The organism is Enterobacter cloacae subsp. cloacae ATCC 13047 (genome assembly GCF_000025565.1).
GTDB lineage: Bacteria > Pseudomonadota > Gammaproteobacteria > Enterobacterales > Enterobacteriaceae > Enterobacter > Enterobacter cloacae.
The window spans coordinates 4,374,590-4,388,440 of sequence record NC_014121.1; the positions used below are offsets into that span (position 1 = coordinate 4,374,590).

Below are 13,851 nucleotides of genomic sequence, written 5' to 3' on the forward strand. Positions count from 1 at the left end.
TAAAACATGCCCGACGCAGCAAAGCGCCTGACGTTAACTCACTGATTTAACTGGCCTGTGATAAATACCCTAAGAAGCCAGAAATTTTGTCCGCCGCCAGACGAACCTCGTTTTGCAGTCGCTCGCGGTCGGCTTGTGGGATCTCTTCCGACGGCACCAGAATGCTCACTACCGCCGCCACGCGATGGCTTCGGTCAAACACCGGATAAACGATGGAGGAGATACCGTGGCGGAAGAAGGATTCACCGATCACGTACCCCCGGGCTTTGTCCTGCTGCACCATCTGCCACAGGGCTTCACGATCGTGAAGCTGACCCGGTGTGTTGCCCGGCAGGCGCTCGTGCGGGAACAGCTGTTCGAAATCGGCGCGGGAAATATCGGTCAAAAGCATGCGGCCAAGCGAGGTGCAGTGCACCGGCAAACGGGTACCAATGCTGACCTGGTTGATGCGTGATCCGGCGGCGCTGACGCGGGCGATGTAGATGATGTCGCGCCCGTCGCGGATCGCCAGATGGCTGCTGCACTGGCTTACGTCGCGCAGCTGTTCAATCACCGGCTGACCCACCTGCGCCACATCCAGCGAGGCGATGTACTCAAAACCCAGACGCAGCACGTTCATGCCGAGCGAGAAGGTATTGGTACGGGTGTTGCGTTCCAGAAAGCCCATATACTCCAGGGTCTGCACCACGCGGTAGGCGGTGGCCTTCGGCATATCCACCAGCCGGTGCAGCTCGGCAAAGGTCAGTTCGCGATGCTGCTCGCCAAAGGCTAACAGCAGCTGCAGGCCACGCTCCAGCCCCGGTACCAGATACTTCACTTCCTGATCGTTTGCCATCATCGCCCTACCTTAGTTAAAGACAAAACCGCCGTTGACCGGGATCAGCTGCCCGGTGATAAACCGCGACAGATCGCTTAACAGCCAGACCACGCTGCCGGTGACATCTTCCGGCTGCTGTGCCCCTGTTAACGCCCGGCCGTTTTCGTAGAGTTGGTGTCGTTCGGCGGGAACATATTCCGTTGCCTCGACGCGGGTCAGCCCCGGCGCGATGGCGTTGATTCGAATACGCTTTTCACCAAGCTCGCGCGCCATTGAGCGGGTCATGGCAATCACGGCCCCTTTGCTGGCCACGTAGGCCATCAGGCGCGGCGCACCCCAAAGTGCTGTGTCGGACGCCACGTTCACGATCCCTGCGCCATCGCGCAGCAGCGGCACGGCGGCGCGCGTCACCAGCCAGGTGCCTTTGACGTTGACGCGCATTACCCGGTCCCACAGATCCGGGTCGTAATCGAGCATGTTTTTGCCGCCCACGCCGGTCGCCATCGCCGCGTTATTTACCAGCCCGTCAATCTGCCCCTGCTCGCCAATCGCATTGAACACCTGCTCAATGGAGGCCGGATCGGCGAGATCGATAACGTGCGATTCGATCGTAAAACCCTGTGCCCGCAGAGCGTGTGCGCTTTCGGCCAGCTCGCCTTCAAGAATGTCGCACATCACCACCGCGGCGCCCTGCTCCGCGCAGGCGCTGGCGAAGTGATAGCCCAGCCCGCGCGCGGCGCCGGTCACCACAATGCGTTTTCCGCTCAGCAGCGCATTCATCAGGCCGCTCCCTGCTGCGCTTCACGCATCGCCAGTTGCTCTTTAGCGGCCTTTTGCATCATGCGGCGCAGGCGCGAGAGGCCGACATCATGCTGGTACAGGTATTCGTGGTCGCGGGCGTTTGGCGCCAGGCTTTCCAGTACTACGCGGTCCTGCTCCAGCACCTCCCAGTGCAGCTTTTCCAGGCGGTTGCGGTACATGAAGCGCCACATATCGCGCTGCCAGCCCTGTACGCGGCGGATACGCCAGAAGAAGACGCGGCAGTTGTCGTTATCTTCCGGCACCACCATGCCAACGATGAAGAAGTGGCCACCCGGTCCGAAACGCTTCTTATAGGGAATGGACAGTCGCATCCAGCAGGTGCCACTATTGCCCAGCTCCACCCAGTCGAAGTTGACGCCGCTCTGCCCTTTTTTCTCGAAGATAAAGCCGGTCTTCGTCGGCTGCAGGACCATGTCGGCCTTGCGATCCCCTTCCGCCATCGAGTGCGAGGAGGAGTGGAGATACGTACCGTGCATTGGATCCATCACGTTTTCCAGCGCGTACTGGTAGTTACATTTCCAGGCTGCGGTGCAGAGGAAGTTGCTGAAATGTTCCGTGTCGGCGAGTTCATCCGGGAAGGTCAGCTCGTCCGGCTGCTGATCGGCGGTGACGCCAAACCACAGGAAGATGGCACCGTGCGCCTCCTGCACCTGATAGCTGCGCACGCACTGCTGGCCGACCAGCGGACATTTGTCCACGGCGGGCACGTCTTTCACTTCACCGTTTCCCGCCACTTCCACGCCGTGATACCAGCAGGCGATGCGGTCGCCAAGGTTCCAGCCCATCGACAGACGCGCGCCGCGGTGCGGACAGCGGTCTTCCAGCGCCTGCACCTGACCGTCTTTATTGCGCCAGACCACAATCTGTTCGCCCAGACGAGTAATGCCCACGGGCGCAGACTGCACTTCCCAGCTCGCCAGCACCGGATACCAGAGGCCACGCAGACCTTTATCGAGATAGTTTTGTACGGTAGTTGTCATCGCGTCGTCCTCAATAGCCGTTAACCTGTAAGAATGCCTGGAAGCTGGCATTGCTCCATGGCTCGCCCTGCTGGTCATGCATGCGCACTGCGTTCAGCCCGTTGACCAGCTCCGGCAAGGTTTCAACGCCCTGCTCAAAGAGATCTTCCAGCGTGGCGATAAGGCTCATTTCCCAGTTTTCCGGCACCCGGCTGCGGGTCTGCCAGATCAGGTTCTGATACTCACCCGGTTTATGAATGGCGCCGTTCCCGCCCTCTGCCGGGGGCGTAAACTGGCGGCTTTCGGGCAGCGCCGGGTTGAAGTTCAGGATGTCGCTCATGCCACGGTCTCCTCGACAAAAGTAATCTGGATTTGGTTTTCAAATACCCGAACCGGGTAGCGGTTGAGGTTTCGGCCGCCGGGGCCGTGCAGGCACTGGCCGGTTTTGACGTCGAACACCGCCTCGTGCAGCGGGCATTCCACTTTGCCGTCCTCGACAAAGCCCTGACTCAGCAGCGCATAGGCGTGCGGGCATACGTCTTCCAGCGCGTAATATTCGCCGTCGATTAAATAAACGCCGATCTCTTTACCTTCAACGTTGCCGCTAAAAGGGAAATCTTCCTGTACTTGTTCTGCGTCACATACGCCTATCCAGCTCATCACGATCCTCCAGGCTTTTGTTTCATATATGAAACTCTGTTTCTTATTTAATACGGTCAATATAAAAGCGATGAATGTTTCGTCAAGCGTCAATGTGACGAATTTGTTAATAAATCGGCAATTAATAAGCTAAGTGTGCAAGGGATCACGAAAAAATGCAGCGATATGAAATTTTCATTATTAAGGCGTGAATGAATACGTTTTAGTGATGAACTCAAAGCGCAAATAAAAAATATTGACTTCTTTTCTTTTTCTTCCTTAAAAATAAACAACTGAAAAAGCACCGTGTTTCACCTGTGAAACACATTTAAAAATACATCTTTAAAAACAACAAGTTTCACTGGTGAACCATTTTACATCCGTGACAATCACATTGATAAAAATATAAATGCGAGAACGCATAAGGCGGGCAATATGACGGCAAGATGGCAAGGCACAATTGCACTGTTATTTCTCATTATTATTTCCTACATTGACCGGGTAAATATCTCGGTGATGATTTTAAACCCGGAATTTGCCGAACATTTCCAGTTAAATGAAAACAGAATGTTACAAGGAATGTTAATGACCTGCTTTCTTCTGGGTTATGGATTATCGGCTTTATTATTAACACCGGTTATCGAAAGCAAACTGCATTATCGACATGGATTATTAAGCAGCATTGCGATTTGGGCTCTGGTCTGCGCCATTTCTCCCTTACTCGGATCGCTAATGGGAATGCTCATCGCCCGTGTGATTCTGGGGATCGCTGAGGGACCGCTCTTTTCACTCAAAACTCGCTTTATCAGCGATAACTTTCGTGCGGAAGAGGTTGGCAAACCCAACGCCGTGACCGCACTGGGCGTCTCACTCGGTCTGGCCGTGGGCTTTCCGCTGGTGACCTGGCTGATGGCCCATCTGGGCTGGGCCGGATCGTTTTATGCGCTGGCGGCAATCAACCTGGTGCTCGGTGGCGGCCTGATCTGGCGTTTCCTACCGGCACCGCGCGGTACAGTAAAAATGCACAAACGGGGGCTCGCAGAGACAGTGATGCTTGCGTGGCAAACCCCGCTGTTGGGCTGGATCCTGCTGGTTGAAATCGCCACGCTGAGCTATCTCTGGGGGAGCAGCGCCTGGCTCCCGGCGTGGCTACGCGACGAACATCACTTCTCGCTGCACGCCACGGGCATGCTCGCGGCCATCCCCTTCCTGTTGAGCCTGGGCTCAAAATTCCTTGGCGGGGTACTGCTCGATAAAATGCGGCCGGAACAGGCACCGCTGCTGTTTGTCGCGGGCGGGGCGCTGACGGCGTTGTCCGTGATCGCGCTGATGCTCAGCCATCAGCCTGCCTGGCTGGCGCTGTTTATGCTGTCGGCTAACGTCTTCTGGGGACTTCAGGGCGCGGCCATTCCGGCGGTGATCCAACATCACGCCGCGCGGGAGGCGGTGGGAAGCGCGTACGGCATCATTAATGGGATCGGCAATATTTGTGCCGCCTTTATTCCACTGCTGATGGGGATGGTGATGAGATCGGTGGGGTCGGTCAGCTCTGGCTTTTCCGTGCTGGTGGTGTCGCAGATTATCACCCTGCTGGCGGGGGGAATGTTGCTGCTGCGCATGCGTCGCGCAGCAGCAATCAGCGCGTAAGGTTTATTCGCCTTTTTTCGCAGCCTGGATATAGAGCATTTCCAGTGCCAGGGTCGCCGCGGCCAGCGCGGTGATCTCGGACTGGTCATAGGCAGGCGCCACTTCCACCACGTCCATCCCGACAATGTTCAGATCCTTCAGGCCGCGCACCAGTTTGATGGCGCGGTCTGAGGTCAGCCCGCCGATCACCGGCGTACCGGTACCCGGGGCAAACGCCGGATCCAGACAGTCGATGTCGAAGGTCAGGTACACCGGCATATCACCGACGATCTGCTTAACCTGCGCGATGATGTCATCCACACCGCGATCGTTCACCTGACAGGCGTCCAGTACGGTGAAGCCGTTGTCTTTGTCAAACTCGGTACGGATACCGATCTGCACGGAGTGGTTAGGATCGATCAGACCTTCGTTCGGTGCGGTGTAGAACATGGTACCGTGGTCGAACTCGCAGCCGTTCGCGTAGGTGTCGGTGTGCGCATCGAAGTGCACCAGCGCCATTTTACCGAAGTGTTTCGCGTGGGCGCGCAGCAGCGGCAGGGTCACGAAGTGGTCGCCACCGAAGGAGAGCATGCGTTTACCGGCAGCCAGCAGTTTCTCGGCGTGGGCCTGCAGCTTTTCGCTCATTTCACGGGCGTCACCGAAGGCATACACCAGGTCACCGCAGTCCACCACGTTCAGGCGTTCGCGCATGTCGAAGTTCCACGGGAAGCGGTTATGCTCCCAGGCCAGGTTGGTGGAAACCTGACGGATCGCCGCCGGGCCGTGACGACCGCCCGCACGGCCTGATGTGGCCATATCAAACGGCACGCCGGTGATCACCCAGTCAGCATCGCTGTCGTACGGCTGGAAGTTCATCGGAAGGCGTAAAAAACCAAACGCGTTAGATACCAGAGAGTTGTCGTACTGATGACCTAAAGTGCTCATGTCCTGACCTCTTTTAAAGTCGATGCGTTAAAAACAGATGAAAAAAAATCCCCTCCGCGTCGTTAAACCCGACGAGGAAGGGATTGATTCGTAAATCGCTTATTGGGGCGAATTATCGCCGTTAATTCATACGGGTTCAAGTGAGTATAGGGCATTGTGCGGTCTTTGCCCCTCACCGTAACCCTCTCCCACGGGGAGAGGGAGGTTTGCCTTACTCGTCTTCCAGGTAGGTGTACCCGTACAGACCCGCTTCAAACTCTTCCAGGAACTGCTGCTGCAGCGCGTCATCCAGACCGGTGTTTTTCACCTGATCGCGGAATTGCGTCAGCAGGGTTTTCGGATCCAGCTGCACGTATTCCAGCATGTCCGCCACGGTGTCACCTTCGTCAGACAGCTCCACTTCCACGCTGCCGTCAGGGAAGACAAACACGTCAACCGCTTCGGTATCACCGAACAGGTTATGCATGTTGCCAAGGATCTCCTGATACGCGCCGACCATAAAGAAGCCCAGCATTGGCGGGTTCTCCGGGTCGTATTCCGGCATTGGCATGGTCGTTGCGATACCGTCGCCGTCAACATAGTGGTCGATGGCACCGTCGGAGTCACAGGTGATGTCCAGCAGCACCGCACGACGTTCCGGGGCGTGATTCAGCCCTTCCAGCGGCAGAACCGGGAACAGCTGATCGATACCCCAGGCATCCGGCATCGACTGGAACAGCGAGAAGTTGACGTAAATCTTGTCCGCCATACGTTCCTGCAATTCGTCGATAATCGGACGGTGCGCACGGTTGCTCGGGTCCAGCTGTTTCTGCACTTCATGGCACATGTTCAGATAAAGCTGCTCGGCCCACGCGCGCTCCTGCAGGCTAAAGGTGCCTGAAGAGTAGCCGACGTGGATATCATGCAGGTCCATCTGGCTGTCGTGCAGCCATTCGCGCAGTGAACGGCGCGTGCCCGGCTCGTGCATTTCCTGCCAGGTTTCCCACATGCTTTGCAGCGAACGCGGGGCATCGTCTTGCGGAGGCGTCGCTTCGGTGATTTCGCTGCGCTCAACGCCGATGATGTTCGAGACCAGCACCGTATGGTGCGCGGTCACCGCGCGGCCAGACTCGGTGATCACCGTCGGGTGCGGCAGGCCGTGCTCTTCACAGGCATCGCCAATCGCCCAGATAATGTTGTTCGCGTATTCGTTCAGGCCGTAGTTCACGGAGCAGTCGGACTGCGAGCGGGTACCTTCATAGTCCACGCCCAGGCCGCCACCCACGTCAAAGCACTGAATATTGACGCCGAGCTTGTGCAGCTCAACGTAGAAACGCGCTGACTCACGCACGCCGGTAGCGATATCACGAATGTTGGCCATCTGCGAACCGAGGTGGAAGTGCAGCAGTTGAATGCTGTCCAGACGACCGCGCTCGCGCAGAATTTCCACCAGCTGCAGTACCTGGTTTGCCGCCAGACCGAATTTAGATTTTTCGCCGCCGGAGGACTGCCATTTACCGGAACCCTGCGAGGCCAGACGCGCACGCACGCCAAGACGTGGCACCACGTTCAGGCGCTCGGCTTCTTCCAGCACGATAGCGATTTCTGTCATCTTCTCGATAACCAGATAGACCTTATGGCCCATCTTCTCGCCAATCAGCGCCAGACGAATGTATTCACGGTCTTTATAGCCGTTACAGACGATCACTGAACGGGTCATGCCCGCATGCGCCAGTACGGCCATCAGCTCTGCTTTTGAACCCGCTTCCAGGCCCAGCGGTTCGCCGGAGTGGATCAGGGATTCAATGACGCGGCGGTGCTGGTTCACCTTGATGGGGTAAACCAGGAAGTAGTCGCCTTTGTAACCGTAAGATTCACGCGCACGCTTGAACGCGGCGTTAATAGAACGCAGACGGTGTTGCAGGATCTGCGGGAAGCAGAACAGTGCAGGCAAACGCTGGCCCTGCGCCTCACGTGCTTTCACCAGTTTGGCGAGATCCACGCGCGCTTCAGGGACGTCCGGGTCCGGGCAGACGCTGATGTGGCCCAGCTCGTTGACGTCGTAGTAGTTATTGCCCCACCAGGCAATATTATAAGTGCGCAGCATCTTGCTGGCTTCCTGGGAGCTCATCGCAACCTCCTGCATGGAACGTAGTACACCCTGTTCGCCCGCTGACGAAGGCGAAAAAGAAGACATGTCGTCAGACATAGCGAACCTCAACTCTTTGTATTAAGTGTAAAACAGTTGACTACTATCGCAGCGTTATACGGCGATAACAACCCATAAACGGCTCCGTTTCCCAGCAGAGTATGCTGAAATCCAGACCGTGCGACCGGTTTCTTATTCATATCATTGTAAAACACGTATCCGAACTCTGTATGACAAGGTTCGGCGAAACCACGAGAAAACTCTTGTATTAACAAGAGCGCCCTTGTTCAGTTTTCACAAAGCGTGACCGGCTCTGGAATCCTGAGAAGCGCCGAGATGGGTATAACATCGGCAGGTTTGCAGACTAGAAGTGCGGGTTGCGGGAATCAAATGCGCGCCAGAACGGCTGCGCTGAATTAGCGGAAAACGATGGTTCATTATCTCGTATCACCTCCACGGCCGCCTCTGCTGAAACGGACCACAAGCCAAAGCTAAAAGTTCACTGCTTAACCCGGCTGGAAGTGGCGACACGATGAGTTCATCGAGCGCTTTTTTGGTATGAGCCGCGCGCCGCGTTTTATACCGAGAACAGGGGTAAAAAGCAAAAGATAAATACGCGGGTTGCCAGTAGCGTCAGGAAAAATTTCCAGTAATGAATTCAACTCAGTGACAGCGTTGTCAAAAAAAACTGGAAATCGGGCGAAGAAGTGACCTAAAATAGCCATCCAGATGTTAATCCATCTATACTGATTAACACTCATACTGCCAGTGTCAAAAAACCTGCGGCCTTGGTAGAATTATCTCCTTTGGCTATTCCACACAGCAGCTTGAGCTAACCAAATTCCTCTTAGGTGAAATAAAACATGGCAAAACACCTGTTTACGTCCGAGTCCGTATCAGAAGGACATCCTGATAAAATTGCTGACCAAATCTCCGATGCGGTGCTGGATGCGATCCTGACTCAGGATCCGAAAGCGCGCGTAGCGTGTGAAACCTATGTCAAAACCGGCATGGTTCTGGTTGGCGGTGAGATCACCACCAGCGCATGGGTTGATATCGAAGAGATCACCCGTAACACGGTACGTGAGATCGGTTATGTACATTCTGATATGGGCTTTGATGCCAATTCCTGCGCGGTTCTGAGCGCAATTGGTAAACAGTCTCCAGACATCAACCAGGGCGTTGACCGTGCCGATCCGCTGGAACAGGGCGCGGGTGACCAGGGCCTGATGTTCGGCTATGCAACCAACGAAACCGACGTGCTGATGCCAGCACCGGTGACCTACGCGCACCGTCTGGTGCAGCGCCAGGCTGAAGTGCGTAAAAACGGCACCCTGCCATGGCTGCGCCCGGATGCAAAAAGCCAGGTGACCTTCCAGTACGACGACGGCAAAATCGTCGGCATTGACGCGGTGGTTCTGTCTACCCAGCATGCCGAAGATATCGATCAGAAATCCCTGCAGGAAGCAGTGATGGAAGAGATCATCAAGCCTGTTCTGCCAACCGAATGGCTGAGCAGCGCAACCAAATACTTCATCAACCCAACCGGACGCTTTGTGATTGGCGGCCCAATGGGTGACTGCGGTCTGACCGGTCGTAAAATCATCGTTGATACCTACGGCGGCATGGCGCGTCACGGTGGCGGTGCATTCTCCGGTAAAGATCCATCAAAAGTGGACCGTTCTGCTGCTTACGCTGCACGCTATGTGGCGAAAAACATCGTTGCTGCAGGCCTGGCTGACCGCTGTGAGATCCAGGTTTCCTACGCCATCGGCGTGGCAGAGCCAACCTCCATCATGGTTGAAACCTTCGGTACTGAAAAAGTGCCTTCAGAACAGCTGACCCTGCTGGTGCGCGAGTTCTTCGACCTGCGTCCATACGGCCTGATTCAGATGCTGGATCTGCTGCACCCAATCTACAAAGAAACCGCTGCATACGGTCACTTTGGTCGCGAACATTTCCCATGGGAAAAAACCGACAAAGCCGCTCTGCTGCGTGAAGCTGCCGGTCTGAAGTAATCGACTACCCGCTGCTTAAACAGGCCAGCCTTTGTGCTGGCCTTTTTTATGTCGGGTGGCGGCAATGTTTGGAACCGCTTACACCTCACTTTCTAAACCCCGCTTTCAGAATATTCTCTTTGCATGATCGCCTTTCTTCTGCTGTTACATTTCCTTTCAGTTAAGTCTGAAATTCACACAAACGCGATGCGCATCAATTAATTTACCTCTATATTTTCAAAGCTTTAATTATTTTTACGGTTGCAGCTTAGTGTAACCGATTACACCATTGTGATTTGTCTCACATATTTTTACGGGTCGCTCACCTACCCTTAACATCGATAAAACTGATAACCCAACTGGAGGGCATAATGCCTGACAATAATAAACAGGGGCGTACGTCCAACAAGGCGATGACTTTCTTCGTCTGCTTCCTTGCCGCCCTGGCAGGATTACTCTTTGGCCTGGATATCGGCGTGATTGCCGGCGCTCTTCCCTTCATCGCAGACGAATTCCAGATTAACGCACATACCCAGGAATGGGTGGTCAGCTCCATGATGTTTGGCGCGGCCGTTGGTGCCGTCGGCAGCGGCTGGCTCTCTTTCAAGCTGGGACGTAAAAAGAGCCTGATGATTGGCGCGATCCTCTTCGTCGCCGGTTCCCTCTTCTCTGCCGCCGCCCCTAACGTTGAAGTGCTTATTCTTTCCCGCGTGCTGTTGGGGCTGGCCGTGGGCGTCGCGTCTTATACCGCGCCGCTTTACCTGTCAGAAATCGCGCCGGAGAAAATCCGCGGCAGTATGATTTCGATGTACCAGCTGATGATCACCATCGGTATTTTGGGTGCTTATCTTTCCGATACCGCGTTCAGCTACAGCGGCGCATGGCGCTGGATGCTGGGCGTGATCATCATTCCTGCCGTTCTGCTGCTGATTGGCGTCTTCTTCCTGCCGGACAGCCCGCGCTGGTTTGCCGCCAAACGCCGCTTCCACGATGCTGAACGGGTACTCTTACGCCTGCGAGATACCAGCGCAGAGGCGAAGAACGAGCTGGAAGAGATCCGCGAAAGCCTGAAGGTGAAACAGTCTGGCTGGGCGCTGTTCAAAGAGAACAGCAACTTCCGCCGCGCGGTGTTCCTTGGCGTGCTGTTACAGGTAATGCAACAGTTCACCGGGATGAACGTCATCATGTATTACGCGCCAAAAATCTTTGAACTGGCGGGTTATACCAATACCACCGAGCAGATGTGGGGCACCGTGATCGTGGGGCTGACCAACGTGCTGGCGACCTTCATCGCCATCGGTCTGGTCGACCGCTGGGGACGCAAGCCAACGCTGACCCTGGGCTTCCTGGTGATGGCCGCCGGTATGGGGATTCTCGGTACCATGATGCATATGGGCATTCACTCTCCAACCGCGCAGTACCTGGCGGTAGGTATGCTGCTGATGTTTATCGTCGGGTTTGCAATGAGTGCCGGTCCGCTGATTTGGGTTCTGTGCTCTGAAATCCAGCCGCTGAAAGGGCGTGATTTCGGTATCACCTGCTCTACCGCGACCAACTGGATTGCCAATATGATCGTCGGTGCCACGTTCCTGACCATGCTCAACACGCTGGGTAATGCGAACACCTTCTGGGTCTACGCCGGTCTGAACCTGTTCTTTATTATTCTCACCGTCTGGCTGGTTCCTGAAACCAAACACGTTTCACTGGAACACATTGAACGTAACCTGATGAAAGGTCGTCCGCTGCGCGAAATCGGCGCACACGACTAATCCTCTTGCGGGAGGCGCCTCTTGCGCCTCCCCGCTTCGCGCTTTATGCTCTGCCCCTATGAAAGCACCCCGTCTCCCCATCGCCATTCAGCAAGCCGTTATGCGCAGCCTGCGGGAAAAACTCGCCCAGGCCAACCTGAAGCTCGGCCGTAATTATCCGGAGCCGAAACTCGTCTACCACCAGCGAGGAACCGCGGCGGGTACCGCCTGGCTGGAATCCTATGAGATCCGCCTGAACCCGGTTCTGATGATGGAAAACCAGCAGGCGTTTATCGAGGAGGTGGTACCGCACGAACTGGCACACCTTCTGGTATGGAAACACTTCGGCCGCGTGGCTCCGCACGGCAAAGAGTGGAAATGGATGATGGAGGCGGTACTCGGCGTTCCGGCACGCCGTACTCATCAGTTTGAACTGGAATCGGTACGCCGTAATACCTTCCCCTACCGCTGCCAGTGCCAGCAGCATCAGCTCACCGTTCGTCGCCATAATCGTGTGGTACGCGGCGAGGCAACCTACCGCTGCGTGAAGTGCGGCGAGCCACTGGTCGCAGAATAACCAACTGAACTTTCAGGAACTTTCCTGATCTGGCTGATTGCATACCGGAACAACTTTCGCTACGTTGCGGGCTCGTTTTGACACGGAGTGTAAGATGTCCCGTAATTTCTCTCTCGCGGTTGCCTTTTTGACAACGGCCCTCTCCGGCCAGGCTCTGGCCGACGGTATCAACAGTTTTTCCCAGGCCAAAGCGGCAGGCGTGAAGGTCAACGCTGACGTGCCGGGCGATTTCTACTGTGGCTGCAAAATTAACTGGCAGGGTAAAAAAGGGATCGTTGACCTTGAATCCTGCGGCTATAAGGTGCGTAAAAACGAAAACCGCGCCAGCCGCATCGAGTGGGAACATGTGGTTCCGGCATGGCAGTTTGGTCACCAGCGCCAGTGCTGGCAGGATGGCGGACGTAAAAACTGCGCCAAAGATCCGGTCTATCGTCAGATGGAAAGCGATATGCACAACCTGCAGCCGGCGGTTGGCGAAGTCAATGGCGATCGCGGCAACTTTATGTACAGCCAGTGGAACGGTGGCGAAGGTCAGTATGGCCAGTGCGGTATGAAGGTTGATTTTAAAGAGAAAGTCGCTGAGCCACCCGCCCGGGCACGCGGCAGCATTGCCCGCACGTACTTCTATATGCGCGATCGTTACAACCTCAACCTTTCCCGCCAGCAAACCCAACTGTTTAACGCCTGGAATAAACAATATCCGGTCACCGAGTGGGAATGTCAGCGCGACGAACGCATCGCCAGGGTCCAGGGGAATCATAACCCTTACGTCCAGCGGGCTTGCCAGGCGCAAAAGAGCTAACCTACACTAGCGGCAATTCGCTTACACAGCATGACACATGGAATTTTTGACTATGCGTATTCCTCGCATCTATCACCCTGAACTGATTACCGCTGGCCGCGAAATCGCCCTGTCTGACGATGCCGCCAACCATGTTGGCCGCGTGCTGCGCATGGGGGCAGGCCAGGCGATTCAGCTGTTTGACGGCTCCAACCAGGTTTTCGACGCGGAAATTACGCGGGCGGATAAAAAAAGCGTGCACGTCAATGTGCTGCGCGGCGAAATCGATGACCGTGAATCGCCGCTGCACATTCATCTGGGCCAGGTGATGTCGCGCGGGGAAAAGATGGAGTTCACCATTCAGAAATCCATTGAACTGGGTGTAAGCCTCATTACGCCACTTTTTTCTGAGCGCTGCGGCGTTAAACTGGACGCGGAACGTCTGAACAAGAAGATCCAGCAGTGGCAGAAAATTGCCATTGCTGCCTGTGAACAGAGTGGCCGCAACCGTATTCCGGAGATCCGCCCGGCGATGGACCTGGAAGACTGGTGTGCAGAAGAGGAGAGCGGGCTCAAGCTCAATCTCCATCCGCGCGCCAGCGCCAGCATCAATACGTTGCCGCTGCCCGTTGAGCGTGTACGCCTGCTGATTGGCCCGGAAGGCGGCCTGTCGGCAGATGAAATTGCCATGACGGCGCGTTACCAGTTTACTGATATTCTGTTGGGACCTCGCGTTCTGCGCACTGAGACAACGGCACTCACAGCCATCACCGCGCTACAGGTGCGGTTTGGCGATCTGGGTTGACCCATTA

At 55.8% G+C, this 13,851-nt stretch carries 15 protein-coding genes; 6 read left to right on the forward strand and 9 right to left on the reverse strand.

All coding sequences use genetic code 11. From position 1 onward, the window contains the following. Positions 1–46: 46 nt before the first annotated feature. Genes ECL_RS21245 through ECL_RS21265 form a run of 5 tightly spaced genes read right to left on the reverse strand, consistent with a single transcriptional unit; the run spans position 47 to position 3,258 of the window. Complete coding sequence (locus ECL_RS21245) at positions 47–835, reverse strand: IclR family transcriptional regulator (RefSeq protein ID WP_038983568.1); 789 nt, start codon at positions 833–835, stop codon at positions 47–49. Positions 836–847: 12 nt separating this feature from the next. Next, positions 848–1,597, reverse strand: coding sequence for an SDR family oxidoreductase (locus ECL_RS21250; RefSeq protein WP_013098651.1), 750 nt, complete (start codon positions 1,595–1,597; stop codon positions 848–850). Continuing rightward, positions 1,597–2,619 carry an aromatic ring-hydroxylating oxygenase subunit alpha gene (locus tag ECL_RS21255; RefSeq protein ID WP_013098652.1) on the reverse strand — a complete coding sequence of 341 codons (1,023 nt, stop codon included), beginning with the start codon at positions 2,617–2,619 and terminating at the stop codon, positions 1,597–1,599. The genes ECL_RS21250 and ECL_RS21255 overlap by 1 nt, the downstream gene beginning before the upstream one ends. Before the next feature lie 10 nt (positions 2,620–2,629). Next, entirely contained in the window at positions 2,630–2,938 is a 309-nt protein-coding gene (locus ECL_RS21260; protein ID WP_013098653.1) for a recombinase-like helix-turn-helix domain-containing protein, read from the reverse strand. Continuing rightward, entirely contained in the window at positions 2,935–3,258 is a 324-nt protein-coding gene (locus ECL_RS21265) for a Rieske (2Fe-2S) protein (protein WP_013098654.1), read from the reverse strand. Before ECL_RS21265 ends, ECL_RS21260 begins: the two co-directional genes overlap by 4 nt. 414 nt (positions 3,259–3,672) lie before the next feature. Here ECL_RS21265 and ECL_RS21270 point away from each other — a divergent pair, with 414 nt between their 5' ends. Beyond that, positions 3,673–4,884, forward strand: coding sequence for an MFS transporter (locus ECL_RS21270; protein ID WP_013098655.1), 1,212 nt, complete (start codon positions 3,673–3,675; stop codon positions 4,882–4,884). A gap of 3 nt (positions 4,885–4,887) precedes the next feature. On the opposite strand, the gene speB is transcribed toward ECL_RS21270, so the two are convergent. The 4 genes from speB to ECL_RS28040 form a co-directional block, all read right to left on the reverse strand. Then, a complete protein-coding gene (gene speB / locus ECL_RS21275) occupies positions 4,888–5,808 on the reverse strand; it encodes an agmatinase (RefSeq protein ID WP_002434404.1) in 921 nt (306 codons plus the stop codon). 211 nt (positions 5,809–6,019) lie between these two features. Continuing rightward, complete coding sequence (speA, locus tag ECL_RS21280; protein ID WP_014833212.1) at positions 6,020–7,996, reverse strand: biosynthetic arginine decarboxylase; 1,977 nt, start codon at positions 7,994–7,996, stop codon at positions 6,020–6,022. An 8-nt stretch (positions 7,997–8,004) separates the two neighbouring features. Further along, positions 8,005–8,136, reverse strand: coding sequence for an acid stress response protein YqgB (yqgB, locus tag ECL_RS21285; RefSeq protein ID WP_127312443.1), 132 nt, complete (start codon positions 8,134–8,136; stop codon positions 8,005–8,007). 94 nt (positions 8,137–8,230) lie between these two features. Beyond that, entirely contained in the window at positions 8,231–8,374 is a 144-nt protein-coding gene (locus ECL_RS28040; protein WP_419763060.1) for a hypothetical protein, read from the reverse strand. A 425-nt stretch (positions 8,375–8,799) separates the two neighbouring features. Here ECL_RS28040 and metK point away from each other — a divergent pair, with 425 nt between their 5' ends. The 5 genes from metK (at position 8,800) to rsmE (ending at position 13,844) form a co-directional block, all read left to right on the forward strand. Beyond that, positions 8,800–9,954 (forward strand): methionine adenosyltransferase, encoded by a 1,155-nt coding sequence (gene metK / locus ECL_RS21300; protein WP_013098658.1) that lies wholly within the window; start codon positions 8,800–8,802, stop codon positions 9,952–9,954. Between the two features lie 350 nt (positions 9,955–10,304). After that, positions 10,305–11,702, forward strand: coding sequence for a galactose/proton symporter (gene galP / locus ECL_RS21305; protein WP_013098659.1), 1,398 nt, complete (start codon positions 10,305–10,307; stop codon positions 11,700–11,702). A 58-nt stretch (positions 11,703–11,760) separates the two neighbouring features. Continuing rightward, entirely contained in the window at positions 11,761–12,258 is a 498-nt protein-coding gene (locus ECL_RS21310) for a SprT family zinc-dependent metalloprotease (protein WP_028027997.1), read from the forward strand. Between the two features lie 94 nt (positions 12,259–12,352). Further along, positions 12,353–13,060 (forward strand): deoxyribonuclease I, encoded by a 708-nt coding sequence (gene endA / locus ECL_RS21315; protein WP_013098661.1) that lies wholly within the window; start codon positions 12,353–12,355, stop codon positions 13,058–13,060. 52 nt (positions 13,061–13,112) lie between these two features. Beyond that, the gene (gene rsmE, locus ECL_RS21320; RefSeq protein ID WP_013098662.1) at positions 13,113–13,844 is read left to right on the forward strand and encodes a 16S rRNA (uracil(1498)-N(3))-methyltransferase; all 732 of its coding nucleotides are present in this window, start codon (positions 13,113–13,115) and stop codon (positions 13,842–13,844) included. Positions 13,845–13,851 lie beyond the last annotated feature (7 nt).